The organism is Pigmentiphaga litoralis (assembly GCF_013408655.1).
Classification (GTDB): Bacteria; Pseudomonadota; Gammaproteobacteria; order Burkholderiales; family Burkholderiaceae_B; genus Pigmentiphaga; species Pigmentiphaga litoralis_A.
Window position 1 is genome coordinate 117368 of sequence record NZ_JACCBP010000001.1, and the last position, 24123, is coordinate 141490.

General features: G+C 64.0%; 26 protein-coding genes, 1 tRNA gene and 1 pseudogene. 15 read left to right on the plus strand and 13 right to left on the minus strand.

Annotation, left to right across the window (positions count from 1 at the left end; translation table 11 throughout):
* Positions 1-36 precede the first annotated feature (36 nt).
* From HD883_RS00500 to HD883_RS00510, 3 genes are all read right to left on the minus strand, one after another.
* Complete coding sequence (locus tag HD883_RS00500) at positions 37-909, minus strand: amidohydrolase family protein (RefSeq protein ID WP_179588342.1); 873 nt, start codon at positions 907-909, stop codon at positions 37-39.
* A 174-nt stretch (positions 910-1083) separates the two neighbouring features.
* The gene (locus tag HD883_RS00505) at positions 1084-1782 is read right to left on the minus strand and encodes a 4-carboxy-4-hydroxy-2-oxoadipate aldolase/oxaloacetate decarboxylase (protein WP_179588341.1); all 699 of its coding nucleotides are present in this window, start codon (positions 1780-1782) and stop codon (positions 1084-1086) included.
* A gap of 153 nt (positions 1783-1935) precedes the next feature.
* Entirely contained in the window at positions 1936-2913 is a 978-nt protein-coding gene (locus HD883_RS00510; protein WP_179588340.1) for a Bug family tripartite tricarboxylate transporter substrate binding protein, read from the minus strand.
* 203 nt (positions 2914-3116) lie between these two features.
* Between HD883_RS00510 and HD883_RS00515 the strand changes: the two genes are divergently transcribed.
* The 5 genes from HD883_RS00515 (at position 3117) to opgC (ending at position 8531) form a co-directional block, all read left to right on the plus strand.
* On the plus strand, positions 3117-4034 hold the full coding sequence (locus HD883_RS00515; protein ID WP_179588339.1) for a LysR substrate-binding domain-containing protein: 918 nt from the start codon (positions 3117-3119) through the stop codon (positions 4032-4034).
* 173 nt (positions 4035-4207) lie between these two features.
* The gene (locus HD883_RS00520) at positions 4208-4969 is read left to right on the plus strand and encodes an endonuclease/exonuclease/phosphatase family protein (protein WP_179588338.1); all 762 of its coding nucleotides are present in this window, start codon (positions 4208-4210) and stop codon (positions 4967-4969) included.
* Positions 4966-6210: a cardiolipin synthase ClsB gene (gene clsB / locus HD883_RS00525; protein WP_179588337.1), complete on the plus strand. Its 1245-nt coding sequence runs from the start codon at positions 4966-4968 to the stop codon at positions 6208-6210. The genes HD883_RS00520 and clsB overlap by 4 nt, the downstream gene beginning before the upstream one ends.
* Positions 6211-6226: 16 nt before the next feature.
* Positions 6227-7198, plus strand: a complete 972-nt coding sequence (locus HD883_RS00530) for a lysylphosphatidylglycerol synthase domain-containing protein (protein ID WP_179588336.1) — start codon at positions 6227-6229, stop codon at positions 7196-7198.
* A gap of 46 nt (positions 7199-7244) precedes the next feature.
* Positions 7245-8531, plus strand: a complete 1287-nt coding sequence (gene opgC, locus HD883_RS00535) for an OpgC domain-containing protein (protein ID WP_257021935.1) — start codon at positions 7245-7247, stop codon at positions 8529-8531.
* Here the strand turns inward: opgC and HD883_RS00540 are convergent.
* Positions 8473-9228: an SGNH/GDSL hydrolase family protein gene (locus tag HD883_RS00540; protein WP_179588335.1), complete on the minus strand. Its 756-nt coding sequence runs from the start codon at positions 9226-9228 to the stop codon at positions 8473-8475. The two genes, opgC and HD883_RS00540, sit on opposite strands and share 59 nt — an antisense overlap.
* A gap of 193 nt (positions 9229-9421) precedes the next feature.
* Between HD883_RS00540 and HD883_RS00545 the strand changes: the two genes are divergently transcribed.
* The 8 genes from HD883_RS00545 (at position 9422) to dusA (ending at position 14547) form a co-directional block, all read left to right on the plus strand.
* Entirely contained in the window at positions 9422-9898 is a 477-nt protein-coding gene (locus tag HD883_RS00545; RefSeq protein WP_179588334.1) for a hemerythrin domain-containing protein, read from the plus strand.
* 83 nt (positions 9899-9981) lie between these two features.
* A tRNA-Met gene (locus HD883_RS00550) sits at positions 9982-10058 on the plus strand.
* A gap of 81 nt (positions 10059-10139) precedes the next feature.
* Positions 10140-10571: a hypothetical protein gene (locus tag HD883_RS00555; RefSeq protein ID WP_179588333.1), complete on the plus strand. Its 432-nt coding sequence runs from the start codon at positions 10140-10142 to the stop codon at positions 10569-10571.
* Between the two features lie 585 nt (positions 10572-11156).
* Positions 11157-11654: a hypothetical protein gene (locus tag HD883_RS00560; RefSeq protein WP_179588332.1), complete on the plus strand. Its 498-nt coding sequence runs from the start codon at positions 11157-11159 to the stop codon at positions 11652-11654.
* A 50-nt stretch (positions 11655-11704) separates the two neighbouring features.
* Positions 11705-11932 (plus strand): Nif11-like leader peptide family natural product precursor, encoded by a 228-nt coding sequence (locus tag HD883_RS00565; protein WP_179588331.1) that lies wholly within the window; start codon positions 11705-11707, stop codon positions 11930-11932.
* Between the two features lie 128 nt (positions 11933-12060).
* Positions 12061-13113: a GGDEF domain-containing protein gene (locus tag HD883_RS00570; RefSeq protein WP_179588330.1), complete on the plus strand. Its 1053-nt coding sequence runs from the start codon at positions 12061-12063 to the stop codon at positions 13111-13113.
* A 40-nt stretch (positions 13114-13153) separates the two neighbouring features.
* Entirely contained in the window at positions 13154-13345 is a 192-nt protein-coding gene (locus HD883_RS00575) for a hypothetical protein (RefSeq protein WP_257021936.1), read from the plus strand.
* Between the two features lie 119 nt (positions 13346-13464).
* Positions 13465-14547, plus strand: coding sequence for a tRNA dihydrouridine(20/20a) synthase DusA (gene dusA / locus HD883_RS00580; protein ID WP_257021937.1), 1083 nt, complete (start codon positions 13465-13467; stop codon positions 14545-14547).
* A gap of 21 nt (positions 14548-14568) precedes the next feature.
* Here the strand turns inward: dusA and HD883_RS00585 are convergent, their stop codons facing one another.
* Complete coding sequence (locus HD883_RS00585; protein ID WP_179588328.1) at positions 14569-14919, minus strand: hypothetical protein; 351 nt, start codon at positions 14917-14919, stop codon at positions 14569-14571.
* A gap of 205 nt (positions 14920-15124) precedes the next feature.
* On the opposite strand from HD883_RS00585, the gene HD883_RS00590 reads away from it, so the two are divergent.
* Complete coding sequence (locus HD883_RS00590; protein ID WP_179588327.1) at positions 15125-15862, plus strand: hypothetical protein; 738 nt, start codon at positions 15125-15127, stop codon at positions 15860-15862.
* Positions 15863-15875: 13 nt separating this feature from the next.
* Here the strand turns inward: HD883_RS00590 and HD883_RS00595 are convergent, their stop codons facing one another.
* From HD883_RS00595 to wrbA, 3 genes and pseudogenes are all read right to left on the minus strand, one after another.
* Positions 15876-17324, minus strand: a complete 1449-nt coding sequence (locus HD883_RS00595; protein ID WP_179588326.1) for an FAD-binding oxidoreductase — start codon at positions 17322-17324, stop codon at positions 15876-15878.
* A gap of 228 nt (positions 17325-17552) precedes the next feature.
* Positions 17553-17918: pseudogene (locus HD883_RS00600) on the minus strand (DUF2069 domain-containing protein); the annotation flags it as partial.
* A 148-nt stretch (positions 17919-18066) separates the two neighbouring features.
* Positions 18067-18678: an NAD(P)H:quinone oxidoreductase gene (gene wrbA, locus HD883_RS00605; protein ID WP_179588325.1), complete on the minus strand. Its 612-nt coding sequence runs from the start codon at positions 18676-18678 to the stop codon at positions 18067-18069.
* 177 nt (positions 18679-18855) lie between these two features.
* Here wrbA and HD883_RS00610 point away from each other — a divergent pair, with 177 nt between their 5' ends.
* The gene (locus HD883_RS00610; RefSeq protein WP_373563289.1) at positions 18856-20337 is read left to right on the plus strand and encodes a YihY family inner membrane protein; all 1482 of its coding nucleotides are present in this window, start codon (positions 18856-18858) and stop codon (positions 20335-20337) included.
* Here the strand turns inward: HD883_RS00610 and HD883_RS00615 are convergent.
* The 5 genes from HD883_RS00615 to HD883_RS00635 all read right to left on the minus strand — a co-directional run bounded on the left by HD883_RS00615 (position 20331) and on the right by HD883_RS00635 (position 24119).
* On the minus strand, positions 20331-21182 hold the full coding sequence (locus HD883_RS00615) for a hypothetical protein (protein ID WP_179588324.1): 852 nt from the start codon (positions 21180-21182) through the stop codon (positions 20331-20333). The two genes, HD883_RS00610 and HD883_RS00615, sit on opposite strands and share 7 nt — an antisense overlap.
* An 89-nt stretch (positions 21183-21271) precedes the next feature.
* Entirely contained in the window at positions 21272-21571 is a 300-nt protein-coding gene (locus tag HD883_RS00620) for a hypothetical protein (protein ID WP_179588323.1), read from the minus strand.
* A 42-nt stretch (positions 21572-21613) separates the two neighbouring features.
* A complete protein-coding gene (locus HD883_RS00625) occupies positions 21614-22369 on the minus strand; it encodes an ABC transporter ATP-binding protein (RefSeq protein WP_257022351.1) in 756 nt (251 codons plus the stop codon).
* The gene (locus tag HD883_RS00630) at positions 22369-23124 is read right to left on the minus strand and encodes an ABC transporter ATP-binding protein (RefSeq protein ID WP_179588322.1); all 756 of its coding nucleotides are present in this window, start codon (positions 23122-23124) and stop codon (positions 22369-22371) included. The genes HD883_RS00625 and HD883_RS00630 overlap by 1 nt, the downstream gene beginning before the upstream one ends.
* Positions 23121-24119 carry a branched-chain amino acid ABC transporter permease gene (locus HD883_RS00635; protein WP_179588321.1) on the minus strand — a complete coding sequence of 333 codons (999 nt, stop codon included), beginning with the start codon at positions 24117-24119 and terminating at the stop codon, positions 23121-23123. Before HD883_RS00635 ends, HD883_RS00630 begins: the two co-directional genes overlap by 4 nt.
* Between the last annotated feature and the right edge of the window lie 4 nt (positions 24120-24123).

The following is a 24123-nucleotide window of genomic DNA, read 5'->3' on the forward strand; positions in this document are numbered from 1 at the left end:
CTATTCCAACCGGGCCGAATAGTCCGCCCGAATCCCTTACAGCGGATCGAACCCGTACAAACGCTGCGGGTTGTCCACCAGCAGCTTCTGGCGCAGTTCCGGCGTGTCGCAGAAGTCCAGCATCAGGTCGACCAGTTCACCGTCATTCGGCATGTCTTTCGAGATGTTCGGATGCGGCCAGTCGGTGCCCCACAACACGCGGTCGGGCGCGGCTTCGATCAGCGCGCGCGCAAACGGCGCGGCATCGGCAAACGGGCGCTTGCCCACCGACACGCGTTCGCCGCCACACACCTTGACCCACGCCAGCGGATTCTTCATCAGCTCCAGCAGGCTCTTGAACGGAGCCTGGTCCAGGCCCTTGGCAGCCTGCACGCGACCCATGTGGTCGATCACGAAGGGCACGTTGATCGTGTTGATGCGATCGCTGTAGGTCAGGATGTCTTGCGCGTCCAGGTGCAGCACGACGTGCCAGCCCAGGGGCTTGAGCTTGCCGACGATCTTGTCGAACACGTCCAGATCGGGGGCGCCGCCCAGGTGCTGCACGAAGTTGAAGCGCACGGCGCGCACGCCGCCGTCATGCAGGGCCTGCAGTTCTTCGTCGGTCGTGTCGCCGTCGACAATGGCCACGCCGCGATAGCGGCCGCCGCTGCGCGCAATGGCGTCGAGCATGGCGGTGTTGTCGGTGCCGTGGCAGCTTGCCTGCACGATCACGGCGCGCGACAGACCCAGGTAGTCATGCAGGGCCATCAGGCTTTCGAAGGGCGCGTCGGGCGGCGTGTAGCTGCGGTCGTCGGCATACGGGAACACGGCGGCCGGGCCGAACACGTGGCAGTGGGCATCGCAGGCACCCGTAGGCAGGGCTTCGCGGGGCTTGACGGGATTGGGATCGGGAGCAGCGCAGGTCTTCATGATCGGGTCCGCAAAAAAAGGGAAATGAAAAGGGAGGGCGGGCGTCGCCGCGGCGAGTTCGGCATCAGGGAGTCCGACATCGCGGAATCCCGGGCTGAATCGCCCCAGGCATTGACATCATCAGCGCCGCCCGTCAGGCAGGCAGGGCAGGCGGCGCGTGCCGCCCGCCATCCATCAACGTGGCACGTCGTTAAGCGAGTCGTAGTACTTCAGGCCGGCTTCTTCCAGCTTCGGGCGCATCTTGTAGATGTCCAGGCCCAGTTCGCCGGATGCCAGGCGGGCACGCTTGCCTTCTTCTTCGGACGCGCGCTTTTCGGCCTTGGCCAGCACGGCGGCGATCTGGCCGTTCGGCACGATCACCACGCCGTCATCGTCCGACACGACCGCATCACCCGGGGTGACCAGGCCGCCGGCGCAGACGACGGGGATGTTGACCGAGCCCAGCGTGGCCTTGACCGTGCCGCGCGGGTTGACGGCCTTGGACCAGACCGGGAAGTTCATTTCCTGCAGGGTCGCGATGTCGCGCACGCCCGCATCGATGATCAGGCCGACCACGCCGCGCGACTGCAGGGACGTCGCCAGCAGGTCGCCAAACATGCCGTCGCTGTTGTCGGTGGTGCAGGCCACGACGAGCACGTCGCCAGGCGAGCACAGTTCGACCGCAACGTGCAGCATCCAGTTGTCGCCCGGCTGGGCCAGTACCGTCACGGCGGCGCCGGCGATCGATGCACCCGGGTAGATCGGACGCATGTAGGGCTTGAGCAGGCCTACGCGGCCCATGGCTTCGTGCACCGTGGCCGAGCCGAGCTTGGCCAGCTTGGCGGCGGCGCCTTCGGGCAGGGCGGGTTTGTTCTTGACTGCGACTCCGATCATGGCAACTCCGAGGTCACTGAGGGTGGCGCGCGCCGGAGGCGTTCCGGCGGCGAATTGAATGGGGGACTTGAATGAGGTGATGCAGACAGCGGGGGTAGAGCGATGGTGCGATTCAAACTGCCCGCGCCAGGATTGCGGCGCGGGCAACACGCATTACATGAGCTTTTCGATCTTGGCGGTGTCGATCACCTTGCGCCACTTGTCGATTTCGGTGACGAGGTACTTCGAGAATTCTTCCGGCGTCGTCGTCTGCGGCGTCAGGCCCAGTTCGGTCAGCTTCTTGTTGGTGGCGGGATCAGCCACCACTTCACGCACGGCCTTGTTCAGGGTGGCAACGATCGCGGGCGGCGTGCCTTGCTTGACGGCAATACCGTTCCACGAGGTGGCCACATAGTTCGGGACGCCCGATTCGGCAATGGTGGGCACGTCCGGGAACATCGGGTTGCGCTTGGTCGAACCAATGCCGATCACACGCAGGTCGCCGCTCTTGATGTTGCCGATGATGGCGGGCACCGTTTCGAACATGACCTGGACGTTGTTGCCGCGAACCGCCGACAGCACTTCGCCGCTGGACTTGAAGGGCACCACCGGCACGCTGAGGCCGGACGTGGTGCGGAACAGTTCAGCCGACAGCTGTTGCGTGCTGCCGACACCGATCGTGCCGATATTGAAGCCGTCGGGGTTCTTGCGGGCGCTGGCCATGACATCGGCCATGGTCTTGATCGGGCTCTTGCCATCCACCGCGGCCACGATGTCGAACGAACCGATCAACGACACCATCTGGAACTGCTTGACCGGATCGTAAGGCAGCGAACGGAACATCGACGGGCTGACGGCGCTCTGGTTGCTGACCAGGAACAGGCTGTAGCCGTCGGCGTCGCTGCGCAGCATGTTTTGCGCGCCGCTGATGCCACCCGCGCCGGCGTAGTTCTCAACCACAACGGGCTTGCCCAGCTTTTCAGCCAGGCCTTGCGCCACGACGCGCGCGGTCACGTCCGCCACACCGCCCGGGCCGAAGGGCACAACAATGCGCAGCGGCTTGTTGGGGAAGTCCTGGGCGACAGCGCCGGTGGTGGCAATCATTCCCAGGGCGAGGCCTGCGCACAGGCGAGCGAGCATAGAGCGTTTCATGTCTTCCTCTTTTGATGGACGCCGGCATGGATCCTGTGCAGAGCATGGTCCTGCCGACATTCTCGAAACGGTTGTCTTCGATAGACGGGTCGTCAATACCGCGATTGTGGACTGTTATCACCCTTCATAATAGACAATCCTCTACTATCTGATATGTTTAAATTGAACGATCCTCTCTGCGCGGGTCATCTTCGGAGCACACCATGGATTTGCGGCAGCTGGAATGCTTCGTCCGCGTCGTCGAATTGGGCAGCGTCACGCGGGCGGCCATCACGCTGAACCTGTCGCAACCGGTCGTCAGCCGCCACGTCAGGCAGCTGGAAGTCGAGTTGAAGGAACACCTGTTGTCGCGCAACGGCCGGGGCGTCGCACCCACCGATGCCGGCAGGCGTCTGCTGGAACGTGGCAAGGGCATCCTGCACCAGGTGGAGCTGGCCAAGCAGGAAGTCGAAGAGCAACGCGCATCGCCAAGCGGCAAGGTGGTGGTGGGCATGCCCCCAAGCGTGGGCAAGGCCATGACCGTCAATCTGGTGACCCAGTTTCGCGAACATTATCCGAAAGCTTCGCTGGGCGTGATCGAAGCGCTGACGGTGTCGATGCATGAATGGCTGCTGCTGGGCCGCCTGGACTTTGCCCTGCTCTACAACCCGCCGGTCAGCCAGCAGGTGATCACCGAACACGTGTGGTCCGAAGACCTGTACCTGATCGGCGCCGACGTGCCGCATCGCCCCATGCCGGCCGAAGTGCAGATGGCCGACCTGCCGTCATGGCCGGTCATCGTGCCCAGCCAGCCCAATGCGCTGCGCAACCTGGCCGAAGTCGAATGCGCGCGGCTGGGGGTCCGGCTGGATATCACGCTGGAAGTCGATTCCATCGAATCCCTGCTGGACCTGGTCGACCGGGGCATGGGCTACGCGATCCTGTCCCGCAACGCGATCTTCGGCCGCGCCCAGCGGCCCAACCTTCGCGCCGCGCATATCGTGTCGCCCAATCTGGTCAGCCGCCTGGTGATTGCCTCGTCGGCCCAGCGGCCCCTGACCCGGCTCGCCCAGGGCACCATGCAACTGATCAAGGCGCAGATCCTGGCCGGCGGTCTGCAGGGCCACCGCCGCACGGCGTAAGGGCGCGAAGTCCATGCTATCGTCGGCAGCGCTGACGGCGGGCTGAACGCCGTCACGCATCCGGACGTCCTCGCCTTCCGCGACCGCGGTCAAATTTACCGACGAAGCCCTTACTGTTGAGCAGGAATGTTTCTTGCGCAGAGCCGTCGTGCCACTTTTACCGAGCGAGGCTTATGTCGGAGACTACCCAGCCCTTGACCATCCGTATCCTGACGGTCAACACGCACAAGGGGTTCACTTTTTTCAATCGGCGGTTCATTTTGCATGAGCTGCGTGATGCCGTGCGCAATGTGTCGGCCGACGTGGTGTTCCTGCAGGAAGTGCTAGGCACGCATGACAAGCATTCGAACCGGTACACCAACTGGCCCGAGGTGTCGCAGTACGAATTCCTGGCGGACACCATCTGGACGGACTTTGCCTATGGCCGCAACGCCGTCTATCCGGCAGGTCACCACGGCAATGCCTTGCTGTCGAAGTTTCCCATCCTGCGCTATGAGAACCGCGATGCATCGATCAGCGGACCGGAGCGTCGCGGCCTGTTGCACTGTGTGCTGAAGGGCCCGAACGATATCGAGATCCACGCGATCTGCGTGCATCTGGGACTGCAGGAAGGGCACCGCCGCCAGCAACTCGAGATGCTGTGCGAATTGATCCGCGCCGAAGTGCCGGACAACGCACCGTTGATCATTGCCGGCGATTTCAACGATTGGCGCATGCGCGCCGGACAGATCCTGAAGCAGGGCGCAGGCCTGGAAGAGGTGTTTGTCGAAGCCCATGGACGCGAGCGCAAGACCTTTCCGGCGCGCTTTCCCTTGCTGGCGCTCGACCGCATCTACGTGCGTAACGTGCGCATCCACCAGCCGATCAAGCTGAGCATGCGCCCGTGGTCGCATCTGTCCGACCATGCGCCGCTAGCCGCGGAGTTGACGTTATGAAATGGGAATGGGTGCCGGGCAACCGGATCCGCCTGCTGGAAAACGGCGAGGCGTTCTTTCCACGCGTGTTTGAAACGATCGCGAACGCCAAGAAGGAAGTGCTGCTCGAGACCTTCATCCTGTTTGAAGACAAGGTGGGGTATGAACTGCGCGACGTTCTGGTCGCGGCGGCCCAGCGCGGTGTGGAAGTGCTGGTCACGGTGGACGGCTACGGGTCCAGCGAACTGACGCCGGAATTCCTGGCGTCACTGACGACGGCGGGCGTGCGCTTCCATGTGTTCGACCCCCGCCCTAAGGTGCTGGGGATGCGGACCAACGTGTTCCGGCGCATGCACCGCAAGATCGTCGTGGTCGATGGCGAAATCGCGTTCATTGGCGGCATCAACTATTCCGCCGAGCACCTGGGCGACTTCGGCCCGCAGGCCAAGCAGGACTACGCGGTCGAAGCCGAAGGCCCGATCGTTGACACCATCCACCGGTTTGCGCGCGCCGTGCTGACGCAGCCCGACCGCCGCCGCCGATGGCGGGGCCGTGGCGATACGCCGCCGGTCGCTGCAAATCGCGAAACCGCGGGCGAAGCGCAAACCCTGTTCGTGACGCGCGACAACGAACGTCATCACACCGATATCGAACAGCATTACCGCATCGCGATCCGTGCCGCGCGGCAGGAGATCACGATTGCCAATGCCTATTTCTTTCCGGGCTACCGATTGCTGCGGGACTTGGCCAAGGCCGCCAGGCGGGGCGTGAAGGTCACGCTGATCCTGCAGGGCGAGCCCGACATGCCGATCGTGAAAGTGGCGGCGCACCTGTTGCACGACTACCTGCTGTCGGCGGGCGTCACGATCTACGAGTATTGCGAGCGGCCCTTGCACGGCAAGGTGGCGTACGCCGACGATGAATGGTCGACGGTCGGATCGAGCAACCTGGATCCGCTCAGCCTGTCCTTGAACCTTGAGGCCAACCTGATCATTCGGGACAAGCCGTTCAATTCCGTGCTGCGCGAACGGCTGCAGTACCTGATTGCCCATCACTGCAAGAAGATCGAACCCGAGCCCGGCCGCCGCCGATCCATCTGGCGCCTGACACTCGGCTTCCTGGTGTTCCACGTGCTGCGCCGTTTCCCGGCGTGGATAGGCTGGCTGCCGGCGCACACGCCGCGTCTGGCGCGTGTGACACCGCCTCCGCAGGCGCTGGCCGAAAAGGCCGATACCGAGCGGGGGGCCACATGCGAATCTTGATGACAGGGCACAAGCCATGACCGAAGCGGTCCATCCGCAAACCGGGCAGGGCGCGAAGAAGGCGTGGTGGCCCTGGGCCAAACGTATCCTGACCGGCGTGTTCTTCATCCTTGTGATCTGGTTGCTGGTGACGCAGGCCAGAGCCGTGGAATGGGGAGAAGTGCGCGAGTCCATCACGGCGTACAAGACGTCGACGCTGGCGCTGGCCGTGCTGCTTGCCGCGGCCAGTCACCTGCTGTTCAGTTCCTTTGATCTGCTGGGACGTATCTACACGCAGCACGGATTGAGCAAGCTCAAGGTGCTGCTGGTGGCGTCGATCAGCTATGTGTTCACCCTGAACCTGGGGGCGCTGGTGGGCGGCGTAGGCTTCCGGTATCGGCTCTACACACGGCTGGGCCTGGACAAGGGCGTCATCACGCGGGTGTATGCCCTGAGCGTGATCACCAACTGGCTGGGCTACTTCGTGCTGGGCGGCGCGGCGTTCCTGTTCGCCCCGATTGATGTGCCCGATGGCTGGAAGGTCGGATCAACGGCCTTGCAGGTGCTGGGCGCGGCGCTGCTGGCGATCGCCGCGGTGTACTTCTGCCTGTGTGCATTTGCCAAGAAGCGCACCTACACGATCCGCAAGCAGGAACTGACGCTGCCCAGTTTTCGCCTGGCGGCCACGCAATGCGTGATCTCGGTCGTGAACTGGTCCGTCATGGCCAGCATCATCTACCTGCTGTTGCAGCAGAAGATCGAGTTCACGGCCGTGCTGACCGTGCTGCTCATGAGCGCCGTGGCTGGCGTGCTGACCCATGTGCCTGCGGGCCTGGGCGTGCTGGAAGCGGTCTTCATCGCCATGCTTGGCGACCGCATGCCGGCGTCGGCCCTGCTGGCGGCCTTGCTGGCCTACCGGGCGATTTACTATCTCATTCCCCTGGTGATCGGCACGGTGGCCTATGCGGTGACCGAAGCGCGCGCCAAGAAAATGAAGCAGGCTGGCTGACCCCTGCCGCCTGCGGTTTGACCGAGACCCCCTTTTGCCTGTGACCATGCCGACTTCCGCAACACCTTCCCATTCCGCCGCGTCCGCTACCGTCGGCATGGCCGCACCGCCCACGGCGGGACGGTCACGCCGTTGGGAGCTCGACGCGCTGCGCGGCCTGATGCTGGTGCTGATGCTGTCGACGCACTTGCCGACCTTCTTTGCCTTGCCGCTGGGCCAGCCCTTCGGATTCGTGTCGGCGGCGGAAGGTTTCGTGATGCTGTCGGCCTACATGGCCGGCCTGGTGTACACGCAGCGCTCCATGAAAGAAGGCATTCCCGCCATGCGCAAGGCCTTCCTGCGCCGCGCCATGGTGGTCTACCTCTGCCAGGCGGCGTCGCTGCTGTTCCTGTTCACGGTGATTGCCTGGCTAGGCATGACCTTTGACCAGGCGGCCGCGCGCAATCTGATCTCGTTCTATCTCGCGCATCCGACGACTGGACTGTGGGCCTCGCTGCTGCTGATCTACAACCCGCCGCTGCTGGATATCCTGCCGATCTACGTGATGTTCATGTTGCTGAGTCCCTGGGTGCTGGCTTACGGCCTGCAGCACGGCTGGCGGGCCATCGCGGCCCTTAGCGGGGCCTTGTGGGTGGCGACACAGTTCGGCCTGTCCAAGGTGCTGTACGACTGGCTGGTGGCCATGACGGGGCTGTCCGTGCCGTTCCGCGAAACCGGTTCGTTCGAAACCTTCGCGTGGCAGGCCCTGTGGATCTTCGGCCTGTGGATGGGCGCCCGGCATGCGCAGACGCCTGCCGAAAAGCGCGGCGAGTTTCCGCGCTGGCTGGTCAACGCGTCGATCGTGGTTGCCGTGGTGTTCTTCATCTGGCGGCACCTGACCGGCCAGGAACCGTTCCCGATGGGGCACCCCATCAATTTTGTCTTCGACAAATGGCACCTGGGTCCGATGCGCCTGGTCGACTTCTTTGCGCTGATGATCTTGGTGATTCACTTCGAATCCTGGCTCAAGTCCCACGCACCCAGGCTCAAGTGGCTGGAGACCATGGGCGCCGCGTCGTTGCCGGTGTTCTGCGCGCACCTGGTGCTGGTGCTGCTCGCGCTGGCGCTGCTGGGCGAGACCAATCCCGGCCGGCCGATGTGGATCGATCCGGTCATGTTCGTGGGATGCATCGTGGTGTTGTATGTCGTGGCCAGGCTGGTGCTGGCCTTCGAGTCCCGCGCACCGCGTAAAAAAGCCGGCTCGGAGCCGGCGGATGCAGCGGGAAGTGCGCGGGCTAGCGTGCCGCCTGCTGGGCCGTCGCCGTCGCCGGCGAATCCAGATGCGCCGAGATGATGTTGCGCCACAGGGCATAGCCGGACGCATTCAGGTGCAGGTCGTCTTCGCGGAAGAGTTCGCCGCGCGGCTTGCCTGATGCGTTCATCATGGGCGTGAAGATATCGATGTAATCGGCGTTGGCCACCGACTGCGTATACGACTGGATCATCGTGTTGGTTTCGCGGATCTGCGGCAGCAGCTGCATCCGGGACGGGCTGGGTTTGATCGAGATGTAGACGATACGGGTATCGGGCAGGGTGTCCCGCACGCCTTCCACGAAATTCGAAAAGCTTTTCAGCACGTCTTGCGGGGTCAGGCCTTCGGCCAGATCGTTGTCACCCGCATAGACCAGCACCACCTTCGGCTTGTAGGGCGTGACCAGCTTCTGCAGGTGGGTCGCACAGTCCAGCATGCGCGAGCCGCCAAAGCCCCGCTTGACGACCACGGGCAACGACTTGAAGTCGGTTTCCAGGTCGCTCCACATCCGGATCGACGAGCTGCCCACGAACAGCACACCGCCCGGCTTGGGCGCATGCAATTTGTCTTCTTCGGCAAACGCCGCGAAGCTCGCGTCCCAGCGCGTATCGACCGCCGGCCGGCTGGCAGGGGGTGCGTTGACCGCAACAACGGTCTGGGCGGTGGCAAGGGGGAGTCCGGCAAGTCCGAACACGCCGGAAAGCGTGCACGTCAGGGCAATACGGCGAATCGTCGTCATTCAATACCTTGTGATGGCGGGGAAAGAGAAGATGGCCGGGCTGCTACGAGCCGGTCTCCCATCATAGGACTAAGACATTGAAAAGAAAAAGGAAATTTGGTTGGATGTTGCAATGATGTGAGGGCTACCGGGGATCAGGGCGGGCACGCCGATTGCTGTAGGAGTTGTGTCAAAACCTACTCTGGAGCATTCCATGAACAAGTCTTCCATCCCCGCAGGTCAGAAGGTCGCCCTCAGCTTGCTGCTCGACGATCACCGCAAGGCCAAGAAGCTGTTCAAGGCCTTCGAGGACGCCAAGGACGATTCGGAAAAGGAAAGCATTGCACGTGAAGTCTGTATGGAATTGACGGTGCATACGCAGCTGGAAGAAGAGCTTTTCTATCCCGCGCTGCGCAAGGCAGACGAGGTGTTTGCCGACATGCTCGACGAAGCTGAGGTGGAACACGCCAGCGCCAAGGACCTGATTGCCCAGGTTGAAGGCATGCACCCCGGCGACGACCTGTACGACGCCAAGGTCACCGTGCTGGGCGAGTACGTGAGCCACCACGTCGAAGAAGAAGAGGAAGAGATGTTCACGAAGGTCGTGAGCAAGAAGGTGGACCTGAAAGAATTGGGCGAGCAGATGAAGGCTCGCAAGGAAGAACTGATGCAGGCGGCAATGGCAACCTGATCGTCATTGCACGGCAGACAGGGCAGGCGACTGCCCTGGTTCAAGCAGCCGATGCAAAAATGGTGTAATATTCATTTCTCAGACGCGGGGTGGAGCAGTCTGGCAGCTCGTCGGGCTCATAACCCGAAGGTCACAGGTTCAAATCCTGTCCCCGCAACCAGATTTTCAGAACGGCCTTGATGCTTTTGCATCAAGGCCGTTTTGTTTTGCGCAGGCACTTCATAGCTTCGCGCGGCGCATCATGGATGAGCAGAAAGCCGCATCAGTTGGCGTGAAAGGGATAGGCATGGGGCGTGTGATGAAGGGAATCGTGGCCGTCGTCGCGCTGGCTATCGTTGGGTGGATTGCCAGCGTGCTGCTGGCCGACACGCCCGAAAAACATGCCGAGCGGGTGGACGCCGCAATCTTGCGCCAGTGCCAGAACGCGATTCGCAGCCTGGCCCGCTTCGGGGATTCGGACCGGCCCGGGCCCGCGGTGGGCACGCGTCAGGAAGGGCGCATCACCTTCGAATGGCCGGACGGCAGCTTTTATTTCCTGCAAGGCGACAACACGCGTGCGCCGCAGTCCGCGCGCTGCGCGGCGCGGCTCGACACGCAGACCATCATTTTCCTGCAGCTGCGCGACAAGGTGATCGTCGACGACATGAACTCGGCGGCGGCGGTTGGCCGCTGATCCTGCCGGGCCCCCAAAAAGCAGAACGGGCCTTTCGGCCCGTTGGGGTGACATCCCTTGCCAAGTCCAGCGCGGTGGATGCCGCCGGGAATGCCCCGGCTTATCAAAAAAGGCGACTAGCCGCCCATGGTCATCCGCATCAAAGCGTCAGACGCGTTGCGCTCTTGAATATCCGCGGTCTTTGCCGCTTTACAGAGTCCCAGGGCCAAGAGAAGTGCCATTGCCGGAAAAGAAACTGCAATGAGCGCTATGACCAAGAATGTTGATGCATGCATGTCTCGCTCCTCATATTTTTTGTGATGGTGCGATTCCAATATAGACCCGCCTGCCCTCGGGCGCTGCTCGGGACTTCCCTGTAGTTGTTACAGGGTGAAGACAATCTGCCACCACAGGATTAAGGGCTTTCACCAAGCTTTCCCTGCGTTGGTGCATAACCGGCGGTTATGAATCTCACAAATACTCTCATTGCCGATGAAAGTGGCCCTGTTGTTGTCTGAGCAAGTTGCAGTCCCACACAAGCGCTTGCCTTGCGGATACGGTTGGCCCCCTAGAATGCAGGCTGGATTCTTCCCCGAAGGGTGTCCCATGTCTCAAGTCTTTTTCATCGCCCCGTCCGTCCGTCAGGCATTGACCGGTTTGGGCGCGGCCATTGCCGTCATGACGGGTGCCGCCGCCTACGCACAACCCGTTGATCAGGTCTGCCAGAAGACGCTCAACGGCATCAGCATCTGCGATGTGGCGCGCGACGTCGCCAGCAAGACGTCGGCCCAGTTGACGCCTGCCACGCCCCCGGCCACCCCGCCAGGCGCGACGCAGGCCATGCGCTACACGCGCATCTACGCGCAGAGCAACCAGGTCGTGCTCGTCGGCCAACTGGCGTCGGACCCGGTCGCGATGGCCCAGGGCTTTGCCTCGTCGGGCAAGACACTGGACCAGGCACGTGAAGACATGATCCAGGCCGGCCGCCAGAGTGCGTGCGCACCTGCGTCGCGACCGTTCATCGACGCCGGGGGCGCGATCCGCATGACCGTGAACTTCCCGGACGGCTCGCCTTTCATGGACACCGTTTACGCGCGTTGCTGACGCAGCGGTTGCGCTCCTACAATCCGGCATTCATGCCCCGGAGCGCGACCATGTCACAGCAACACGTACAGGCCTTTTTTCGGCTGCTGCACGACGATCCGCATCTGGCCGAACGGGTGCACGACATTCCCGACGCGGCCGATGCGCCCAATCGATTGCTCGAGATCGCCGCGTCGGTCGGCCTGCCTTTCACGCTGCGCGAACTGTATGCCGAACGGGATCGGGATCGCGACGCCTTTCAGTCCTGCGTGCCGGCGATCCTGCGACGCATGACGTAAGAATTCTGCAAGACTCTCACCCTAGAACCTGCCCCGCAGCGCCATGCGAATTTATCGGCGGTGCTGTCTTCCGGGACCTACGTGTTAGCGGCTAGTATGTCGGCTGGGCGTAGTCGAGAAACCGGTTCATGAATGGATTGTTGGGCCGCCGCCGTCGCCTGATCATCAGCGCGATGTGTGCATGTGCCGGCGTGGTCGTCGGGCTGTTGTGGGTGTTCGAATCGAGTGCGGGATTGATCTCGCCCTTCGATCGTTACGGCTATCCCTTTCTGCTTGCCCTGTTCGGGGGCGGAATGATCACCATCGTCGCGGCGCCGCGCTATCGCGGCCATGCCGAAGTCATCGTGTACACGGGCGCGTCGATCTACTTCATTGGCGCGCTGTTTTCGTTCACGGTCATCCAGGCCGACAACCGCATCTACACCGTCGCGAACACCCTGCAGTGGATGCCCATCATGTATGTGGCGGCCTTCGTGCTGTTCCGCCACCGCGTCGCCATCATCATGTCGGTCAGCATTTTCGTGCTGGCCATGCTGCCCAGCGTCGTCATCCTGGCCCTGTATGGCCCGGGCTATTGGGACGTGACGGTGGCCGGCCTGCTGATCAACGCCTACACCGCCCATATCCTGATCCTGATTGCCTTGTCCTTGGTCGCGGTGCTGGACCGTGAATACGAACGCGCGGCCTTGCTGGCGCGCAGCATGGAAACGGCGGCCCTGACGGACGGATTGACCGGCATCGCCAATCGCCGCGGACTGGACCAGGTGTTCACGGGGCTGTCGGAAAAACCGGGCGTCATGGTCGGCCTGATCCTGGTCGACGTGGATCACTTCAAACGCGTCAACGACATCTATGGCCATCTGGTTGGCGACGAGCTGCTGATCTTCCTGGTCCGCCACATCAACGATCAATTGAGTTCGACCGATGTGCTGGGCCGATGGGGCGGCGAAGAGCTGCTGGTCGTGTCGGTGGGCGTGGGCTATGACGGCACCGTGCAACTGGCCGAGCGCATTCGTGCGGTGATCTTCGCGGCGGCCCATCCGGTGGCCGGGCGCATCACGGTCAGCGCGGGCGTGACGGTCTGGACCAGCGGCACGCCCATTGCCGACGCTTTGCGGCAGGCCGACAAGGCGATGTACTGCGCCAAGACCCTGGGACGCGATCGGGTCGAGTGCCTGTAGCACAATGCGGGTTGGCATACAGAACCGGGATGGATCGATGATGAAGACAGCCTGCGCGTTGATGGCGGCGTTGATGTGCTGCGCGGGATGCATTTCGGTGCCTGCCGGCGGCTCGCCCACTCCCGCCCCGGCATGCCCGTTCGGCCAGTCCAGCGGCAGCTGCACCCCCGATCGCGACAGCAATTTCTGCCCGCCAGGGGATGCACGCAAGGGGGCGTGCAAGGTGCGGTAGGGGGCCGGCTGGGTCGGCTGTTGCGTGGGCTGTTGGTGCCGCGGCGCAACGGCCGTTACAGCAGCGGTCACGCACGCAGTAAACTTGCGGGTTGTCCGCGCTTCACCTGGCAGAATGCTTTGACACCTTCACACCTTCCGCCCGACGGGCGGGATTGGCGCCTGTGCGTCGCACCCATGATCGATTGGACAGACCGGCATTGCCGTTACTTCCATCGGCTGCTCGCGCCTCGTGCACGGCTGTACACCGAAATGATCACCACCGGCGCGCTGGCGTACAGCGATCCGGAACGTCACCTTGACTTCGACGCGTCCGAACATCCGATCGCCCTGCAACTGGGCGGCAGCGAACTGGACGCGCTGGCCACGTCAGCCAGAATGGGCGAGCGGTGGGGGTATGACGAGATCAACCTGAATTGCGGTTGCCCGTCCGAACGGGTGCTGAAGGGATCGTTCGGCGCCTGCCTGATGGCCGACCCGATGTTGGTGGCGGACTGCTACAAGGCGATGCGCGACGCGGTGGATATCCCGGTCACGCTCAAGCACCGGATCGGGCTGGACAAGAACGAGTCCTACGGTTTTGTGCGGGACTTTGTGGGCGCATCGTACGACGCCGGTTGCCGCGTGTTCATCGTGCATGCGCGCAACGCGATCCTGAAGGGGCTGTCGCCAAAGGAAAATCGCGAAATCCCGCCGCTGCGCTACGACGTGGCCCGGCGCTTGAAGCGGGATTTTCCGGATGCGGTGTTCGTGCTGAATGGCGGGTTGCGCACGGCGGATCAGATCGTGGAAGAACTGGCGCCGCATGATGGCGTGACGCTGGATGGCGTGATGATCGGGCGCGAGGCCTACCAGCGCCCCCGATCCTTGTCGGAGATGTCGGCACGCCTGTGGCCTGACGTGCCGTTGCCGTCCGATGAAGAGGTGGTGGACGCGATGACGGCCTACACGGCAGAGCGTATTGCTGCGGGCGAGCCGCTGCGCTGCGTGGCGCGGCATATCTTGAATCTGGTGAATGGCCAGGACGGCGCGCGGCGCTGGCGGCAGATGCTGTCGGATAATCGCTTGCTGAACGGCAACGACGCGCAGCTGATCCGGCAAGCCTACGACACGGTGGTGGCGGCGGGCCGCGATCGGGCGGCGGAAAAGCGCGAGTATATGCTGGGGGCTGCGCAGCCGGATGCCATGTCGTCGGGTGTCTGACGGGCGCCGATTGCGATTCCGCTACTTTTTCTGGTCCTTCAGATACGCGTTCAATTCGGCCAGCGCCTTGCGGGTGCTGGCTACCAGCGTCATGTAGCGGGCGTTGATCTCTTTGAGCAGGGCGACCTCTTCGGCGGTAGTCGGGGCGTCCATCGCCTTGAGCCGCGTCAGCAACGTCACCCGCCCGTTCAACATTTCCTGCAGCTTGACGTAGGCCGGTTCCAGCACAAAATCGCCTTTTTCCTGTTTGACGTCGGCAAGCAGGGTGTTGACGGAAACCAGGGTCTTTTCGAAGTTGGCGACGATGGGCCGCCATTTGGCTTCGGTCTTGTCGGGGTCGGACAGATAGCTGGAGATGCTTTCGACAACCATGTAGTTCTGGTTGCCCAGCAGCTGGGCGGTGTTGCGTCCCAGCTCATGGCGCCTCCTTCCTGCGTTCCAGCCCGTTTCCGCGGCCGATCGGCAAAAGTCGTACGTAATGTAGCGGCTTTTTCGGGCTTGAAGGGGGATGAGGCCAGGCGATACTGCCGGATCATTCGGCCGTCAGGCTACCCACTTCCCTGTACAAGGACACTTCATGGCCCAGATCGTTTGCGTGCTCGGCAACAAAGGCGGCACCGGCAAGACGACGCTGTCGCACATGATCGCGCATGGCATGGGGCTGCTGGGCAAACGTGTCGTGTGCGTGCTGACCGACATCGAACGGGAACGTCTTTCCAAGGAAGGCCGCAAGTACCTGCCGTTCGATGCGCGCGAACCGGAAGTGCTGGGGCAGGTGATCACGACGCTGAACCATGTCGATGAGTGGTTCGGGGTGATCGATGGTGGCGGCAACCGGTCGGACATGGACAGCCACCTGGCATCCCTGGCGGACCTGGTCATTTTGCCCTTCCGGGATTCGCACGAAGATATCCGCACGGTGCTGCGCGACCTGGAATGGCTGCCGCGCGCCTGGGCCCTGCCGTTCCAGTGGCCGACGAATGCGTGGTCGCGCGATGCGGCCAACAAGTCGGTCGAAATGTTCATGGGGCATTACCAGGACCGGATCCTGGACCCGATTCCCGCGCTGTCGTCGACCAAGCTGCTGCTGCAGGACGACGTGCCGGCCCGGTTGCCCGCAGCCTTGAACAGCGCCTGTCGCATTCTTGCGATGCAGGTGTTTGAACTGCTGGGGGTGGACTTCGAAAGCCTGCCCGATGATTCGGTGCCGGCCGGGACAGCGACGTCGGCGGTGCAGGCCAAGCCGGCGTCGTCGAAAGCGGCAGCCAAAAAAACCTCGAAACCCGCACCGCAAATCCTCCGCAGCGGGGCCTGACGGGCCGGGGCGTTTAGTCGCCCGTTACTGCGCTGTCGCCATCCCCCGTTCCCACCAGCACCTTGCCAGGGTTCATCAGTCCCTTGGGATCCAGCGCGTCCTTGATCCGACGCATCAATGCCATTTCCAGCGGGCTTTTGTAGCGCAGCAATTCGTCGCGCTTCAGTTGACCGATGCCGTGTTCGGCGCTGATCGAGCCCTGGTGGGCATGCACGCTGTCATGCACTACACGATAGACGTCGTATTGCCGTGCCAGAAAGTCTGGCTCGGTCATGGTTTCCGGGCGGGTCAGATTGTAGTGCAGGTTGCCGTCGCCCAGGTGGCCGAACGTAATGTTCCGTGCACCGGGGATCAGGTCCTGCAGCAGGGCGTCGGTGGTGCGGACATACTGGGCGATCTTCGAGATCGGCACGGAAATATCGTGCTTGATGTTCTTGCCTTCGGCCGACTGCGCAAGCGAAATGCTTTCACGCAGGTGCCACAAGGCTCGGCCCTGCGCGATGTTGGCGGCGATCACCACATCCTGCACCAGGTCAGCTTCCAGCGCGCCTTCCAGGACGGTCTCGAAACGCTCGCGGCCGTGGGCCTCGCTTTCGCTGTCGGACACTTCGAGCAACGCAAACCAGGGTGACGTGGGCAGGGGCAGCGACTGCTGCGGGAACATGCGCACGACCAGTTCAAGGCTGACGCCAGACATGACTTCGAAGCCGGTCAGTGAGGCGCCGAACCCCGCGCGCGATCGTGCAAGCAAGGCGACGGCGTCGTCCATCGACCGCAGTGCGACCAATGCCGTGCAGACCGCGACCGGCAATGGGTACAGGCGCAGCGTGGCCGCGGTGATGATGCCCAGGGTGCCTTCACTGCCAATGTACAGGTCGCGCAGGTCGTAGCCGGTGTTGTCCTTGCGCAGTCCACGCAGGCCATCCCAGATCTCGCCATCGGGCGTGACGACTTCCAGGCCCAGCGCCAGCTCGCGGGTGTTGCCATAACGGAGCACCTGGGTGCCGCCGGCGTTGGTCGCCAGGTTGCCGCCGACCGTGCAACTGCCTTCGGACGCGAGGCTGAGCGGAAAAAGGCGGTCCGCATTGCGCGCGGCCTGCTGCACGTTCTGCAGGATGCAGCCGGCTTCGACGGTCATGGTGTCGTTGTCGGTGTCGATGGCGCGAATCTGCTGCAGGCGCTGCAGCGAGATCACCACCGCTTTGCCGGACGCATCGGGTGTGGCGGCGCCGGCCAGACCCGTGTTGCCTCCCTGCGGCACGACCGGCACGCCATGCTGGGCGCAGCAGGCCATGACCGCGGCGACTTCCTGGGTCGATCCCGGCCGCACGACGGCTTGGGCAGCGCCGGTGTAACGCTGCCGCCAGTCCGTCAGGTAGGGCGCGGCGGCGTCGCCGGTCAGCACGTGATCAGCGCCGATGCGGTCGGTCAGCGCCTGTAGCAGGGAGGTTGAAGAAGTCATGACAAGGTGGCAGGAAGAAGGGGGAGGGCGGACGGGCAGGGCGCAGATGTCGGGATCATCGGCCGGTCAGTCCGGCGTGTTCCGGGGGGCTGGAACCAAAGGCGCCTGGGAGGCGGATGCAGCCGGTGCCGCGGAAGGAGACGCCGTCGGGAATGAATCGGTAGCCGCCGCAGGCGCTGCCGTCGCCGCAGCCGCTGCAGTCGCCGCTTTGGCAGCCGTTTCCGCGGCGCTTTTTGCCTGCTTGTGCGCACGTTTGGCCGGCCGCACGTACAACACCGCGCACCAGAAAAACACGGTGGACAGCAGCACTTCGACCCACGCCACGTTGGCCGAGAATCCCGGGTCGCTGGTGGCGCGGACGATGCCTTCCATGAAGTACAGCAGCATCAGCATCGACGCCCACTGGAACGTGTACAGATTGCCGCGCAGCACGCCGCGCAGCGGCAGCAGCAGCGGCAACGCCTTGAGCGCCAGCAGCGTGCCCCCCGGCCGCACGGGCGCCAGCACCGTTTCCCACAACACGCACAGCACGATCAACGCGATCAGGGACACGGAAGCGCCAAGGCGCAGGCCAGGGCTCAGCTGGGCGGGCAGGCGGGGTGGGGGGCTTTGCGGCGCGCCGGGGGGCAGGTCGTGGTTCATGCGGTCATGGTCATGCGTTCAATGTTCCTGCGTTCAATGTTCCTGCGGTCATGGTTCATGCAGTCATGGTTCATGCGGTCATGGTTCGTGCGGTTATCGTTCATGCGTCGCCGCGTTGCCGGCCAAGATGCAGCGCCCGCGCGGTCTGCGCGAGCCGCGTCCCCAGCACCTGCGCCAAGTGCTTTTCGTCCGCGCTGATCGGCAGGGTGTTGTCAACCCCCGCCACGTGCGACGCGCCGTACGGCGTGCCGCCAGTGCGCGTGCCCATCAGTGCGGGCTCGGAATAGGGCAGGCCGACCATGACCATGCCATGGTGCAGCAGCGGAATCATCATCGACAGCAGGGTGGCTTCCTGCCCGCCGTGCATCGACCCGGTGGACGTGAAGACCGCCCCCGGCTTGCCCGCCAGCGTGCCGCTGAGCCAGGCCGAAGTGGTGCTGTCAATGAAGTGCTTGAGCGGCGCCGCCATATTGCCGTAGCGCGTGGGGGATCCCAGCGCCAGGCCGACACAGTCGTCCAGGTCGCTCTGCTCCACATACGGGGGACCGTCGTCAGGGATGGCCGGCGCGGTGGCTTCGCAGACGGCGGACACGGGCGGTACGGTCCGCAGCCGGGCCGTCATGCCCGGCACCCGTTCGACGCCCAGCGCGATCTGTTCGGCCAGCTGGCGCGTGGCGCCCTGGCGGCTGTAGTACAAAATGAGAATATTCATAGGCCTGTATTATCTCTCGTCATGACTGAGCGCATATCCACCGAGAGCACCCCCGCCGGAAAACCCGCAACCCGGCCAGATCCGTACCCCGATTCCGCCCTGCACGCGGCGCCCGTGCCTGCACCGGGCGCAGCACCCACACCCGCACCCGCCCCAGGCCCGTCCGACGCCGCTCCAGTGGACGCCCATTCGGAAACGCCGCGGGGTATTGCGGCCCGCCGCGCGGCGCTGCGCGCCCGGTGGACGGCCAAAGAGTCGATGCTGAGCCGTATTGGACGCCTTTTGCGGTTCGCCGCCAAGCGCGCCGACGAAGAACGCATCACCCAGGTCGCGTCCAGCCTGACCTTTACGTCCGTGTTGTCCATGGTGCCGCTGCTGGCCGTGGCGCTGGCCCTGTTCACCGCGTTTCCGCTGTTCAATCAATTCCAGGGCGCGCTGGAAGAATATCTGGTCACCAACCTGATGCCGCCATCGGTCGCCCAGAACATCATGGGCTACCTGAATGATTTCGCGCAGAAGGCGTCCCGCCTGACTGCGATCGGTGGCGTCTTCCTGGTCTTTACCGCGCTGTCCCTGATGCTGACCATCGACCACGCGCTGAACGAGATATGGCATGTACGCAAGGCTCGCGCGCTGCCGCAGCGGGTGCTGATCTACTGGGCCACACTTACGCTCGGGCCCGTGTTGATGGGCGCCAGCCTGTGGGCCACGTCGTTCCTGGCTCGCGAATCGATGGGCCTGGTCGGAAACACGATTGCCCCGCTGGAAGTCCTGCTGTCCTTCCTGCCGATGGTGCTGACGGGTCTGGCGTTTGCCGCGCTGTTCATTGTCGTGCCGAACCGCCAGGTCGAAGCGCGCGATGCGCTGACCGGCGGCTTTGCGGCGGCGGTCGTGCTCGAAATCATGAAGGCCTGCTTTGCCTTCTACCTGACACGTTTCCCGTCCTACACGGTGATCTACGGCGCCTTCGCGACGCTTCCGATCTTTTTGCTGTGGGTCTACTTGTCGTGGCTGGTGACGCTCTTCGGCGCCATCCTGGCCGCCAGCCTGCCGCTGATCCGCATGGGCCGATGGGCCGACGAACGGCACTCGGGTGCGCCATTCATTGACGCGATGGCCATCTTGCGCGCGCTGATCGCGGCCCGCGCCGCCAAGAAAGTGGGCCTGAGCACCCGCAGCTTGCGCAACCGGCTGCACCTGCATCACGAAGAATTGATGACCGTGCTCGACACCCTGTCCGACGTCGGCTACATCGTGCGCGTGGGCGACGCCGGCACGTCGCGCGAACGGTGGGCCCTGGTGTGCGATCCGGAGACGGCCACGCTGGAACCCGTGTTCGACCGCCTGCTGCTCGACCGCCACCAGTTCATCAAGGAAGGCGCCGCCCCCTTGCTGACCGCCGCCAATGCGGCCTGGGCGAACCCCAAGGTCACGCTATCGCAGGCGCTGGAACAAGTGGACGACCTGCCCGACGAACACGCCTTGCTGCACGATCCGCTGGCCACCGTGGATCCCAAGGTGCTGCCGGGGAACGACGCGCCCGCGCACGGGTCTGAGCCCGCCCCCGGGTCTGAGCCCGCCCCCGAGTCCGCCGGGCCGAAGCCCCAAACGCCCGCGCCCGCCGGGCCCGGTGCCACCCCAGCCCGGCCCGCCTACTGATCCAGCGACCAGTACGAGCCGCCCATGCCGCAGCGCATCTGCACGGACGGCACGTAGAACACGCTTTCGGCCTTGGCGTTGCCGCACTCCGCGGCGGCGCCCATCGCCACGATCCACGCCAGCAGTTCGCCTGCGCCGCCGTCACCGCCCGTCAGCAGCTTCTCGAACGTCAGTTCCTGCCGCACCCGGTCCAGGTCGCCACCTTCCAGCAGTTCCATGAACCAGCGGTCAAAGCCTTCATGGACGGTAAAGTAGTCTTTGCCGCCCGGGTCGTGCGACAGGCCACCGGTGGCCATCAGCACGACGCGTTCGTCTGAAGGGAAGGCGGCCACCGTGCGCGCGATCTGCGCACCGACGGCCAGGCATCGTTCCGCACTCGGCACGGGTGGCACGATCGGATTCATGTGGATGGGAACGAAGCGCGGTTCATAACGCGGGACCAGGAACTTCAGCGGCACGGACCAGTTATCGTCAAACAGCAGCTGGTCGGCAAAGGCGTGGTTGATGCCCGCCTTGGCGGCATCCCGCACCAGCGCACGGCCCAGTTCGCGGTGGCCGGTGATCGTGTAGTCGGGCACGTTCAGCCAGTCCTTGAACCACGGGGCCGGACCCGCCCATTGATCACCCAGCCCCACGCAAAAGTCGGGCACGTTATCGAGCGAAAAATTGAGCAGGTGGTCGTTGGCGACGCCAATGATCACATCGGGCTTGAGTGCTTCCATGCGGCGCGCGAATTCGGCGTAGCCGGCCAGCACGGCGTCCTGCTCGTGCTGCGGGGATTTGTCGATCCAGCCGGTCACACCCGGTGCGTGCGCGACGCCCAGGGCGGCAATGAGTTTGGCCATGGCAGGTCCTTGCTTGAATGGTCGGTTTCAAAGAGTCGATGCGGTCAGCCGACGCATGCAGATGCAGCGTGCAGATGCCGCCATTCCCGTCACGTCGGGATCCGCATCTTTTCGGCGTACAGCCGTGCGGCATCGCTGTCGTTGTGATTGCGGCTGCCACCCCGGAACAGCCGCGCCACCTGCGGCAGAAAATAGGGGTGCATGCCCATGCGCGCCAACGCTTCGATGTCGATGTTGCGCCAGGCTTCCTTCTCGGCATCGGTCAGGCCGTACTGCGTCATGCAGGCTTCCATGTCCTGCTGAAAGGCCTGGAAGCGGCTCAAGTCGCGCCGCAGTTCGAACACCATGCGGTTCGACGGCAGCGTCTTGTCGGTATCCTGGATTCCCATGATGTGGACTCTCTAAAAAAGGTTGGGGCGGGGCGCCGGGGCTCAGGCCGTCACGCCAAGCAGACGGTCGAGCGCTTCCCCGTCGCGCGCCAGTTCCGCGCTCGGGGCGTGATGAATGATCTGGCCGCGTTCCAGGACGATCACGTCCTGCGTCATGGCCAGGGCAATGATGGGATGCTGCTCGACCACAATGGATGTCAGCCCTTCTTCGTCGTGCAGGCGGCGGATGGCGGCCGACAGTTCCTCGACCACGATCGGCGCCAGGCCTTCCATCGGTTCGTCCAGCAGCAGCAGTTTGGGATTGGTCATGAGCGCGCGGGCGATCACCAGCATCTGCTGCTCGCCGCCCGACAATTCATTGCCGAAGTTGCGGCGGCGTTCCCGCAGGCGCGGAAACAGGTCGTACACCCGAGCCAGCGTCCATGGACCGGGGCAGGCCACCACCGTCAGGTTTTCCTGCACGGTCAACGAGGGAAAGGCTTCGCGTTCCTGCGGCACCCAGCCAATGCCGCCGCGCGCGCGCTGATTGGGGGCCATGGATGTGATGTCCCGTCCTTGCCACCGCAAGGCGCCACCCATCAACCGCGTGTTGCCAACAATCGTCTCCAGCAAGGTCGTCTTGCCCACGCCATTGCGGCCCAGCACGGCCAGGCTGCGGCCGGCTTCGATCCGCAAGGAAAGCTGTTCAAGCACGATGGCATCGCCATATCCCGCGTCGACGTGATCGAGTTCCAGCAATACCGCGCCGGCTGGCGAGGCGGTGCCGGCAGGCCTGGTGCGGTCCATCGCGGGGTCCATCATGCGGTCACCGTATCGAGACGGGTCTGGCCGAGGTAGACCTCGCGCACCCGGGGGTTGGACGCAATCGCATCGGGAGTGCCGCTGGCGACCAGCGCGCCGCCGACCAGTACCGAAATCTGCTGCGCAAAGCGGAATACCAGGCGCATGTCGTGTTCGATCAGCAGGATCGAAACGTCCTTGGGCAACTCGTCAAGAATCTGGAAGACCTGCTTGCTGTCGGCGGACGGCACGCCCGCGGCGGGTTCATCCAGCAGCAAGACCTTGGGCTTGCGCGCCAGCGCCAGGGCGATCTCGATCAGGCGTTGGCGGCCATAGGGCAGATGCCGGGTCAGCCGATGCGCGTCGGCGCGCAGCCCCATGCGGTCCAGCAGCGCCAGCGCTTCCCGGGCCGCCGGGCCTTGCTTGCGCAAGGAACCGAACAGCGACGACGTGGCCCCCTCGCGCGTCATGATGACGAGGGAGACGGCCTCCAGCGGCGTCATGTCCAGGAACAGTGTGTTGATCTGAAAGGTGCGGACCAGGCCCAACTTGACGCGCGCCTCGGGCCGCATGCCGTTGAGCAACACGTCCCCCAGCAGTACGTCGCCCGACGTGGGCTGCAGCATGCCGGTCAGCAGGTTGATCAGGGTTGTCTTGCCTGCGCCGTTCGGCCCGATCAGGGCATGACGGGAACCCGGTTCCAGGCGGAACGTCAGGTCGTTGGTGGCAGTGAAGCCGCCAAACCTTTTATGCAGATGGCGGGTTGCGATCATTGCCTGGCTCCCCGGCGCGCGGCCAGCCGGCGGGCCCACACGACACCACTGCCGACGATGCCGCCGCGCGCAAAAAAGATCGTCAATACCAGGACCAGGCCCAGCCAGAAATGCCAATAGGCGGGGCTGATCCCGGACAGCAGGTCGCGTCCGATCACGAACACCGCCGCGCCCACAAAGCCGCCGTACAGGTAGCCCGCGCCGCCCAGGGCCGCAATGATCAGGATGTCGGCAGACCGTCCGAAGCCCAGCGCGTCAATGGTCAGGAACTGCGTAATCTGCGTGAGCAGCGCACCCGACATGCCGGCAATGACGGCGGCGGCGGTATAGGCGATGCCCAGGGTGCGCCCGTCGTCAATGCCCATGGCCATGGCGCGGCGGGCATTCATGCGCACCGCCTGCAGCGTCATGCCATACGGCGAGTTCACCAGGCGTCGCGCCACCCACAGCAGCACGAACGACACCACGGCCGCATAGACATACGCCACGTTGCCGTACAAGTCGAACTCGAAGACGCCAAACAGGGGCGCAAAGGAAATGCCCTGCAGCCCGTCAATGCCACCGGTCAGATGGGTCGCCTTGTTGGCCGCTTCGTACAACACCAGACCCAGGCCCAGCGTCACCATGAGCCGGCTCAGGTCCGTGCCGCGCACGATCAGCCGCGCGGTGATCGCACCGGCCGCGCCCGCCACCAGTCCGGCAATCAGCAGGCCCGAGATCGGTTCGTGCCAGCCGTACTTCCCCAGCCAGCCGGCGACAAAGGCGCCAATGCCAAAGAACGCGGCCTGGCCCAGGGTGACGATGCCCGCAAAGCCCAGCAGCAGGTCCAGCGACAGCGCAAAACACCCCATGACCAGGACTTGCGCGCCCAGCGTCCGGTAGTCGCCGAACACAAAGAAAGCCCCCACCACCACCAGCCAGAACGCCACTTCGGCGGGTTGCCACCGTGCGCGATCCAGGAACGGGCGCAGGTCGCGATCGTTGCTTGCATCCATTTAT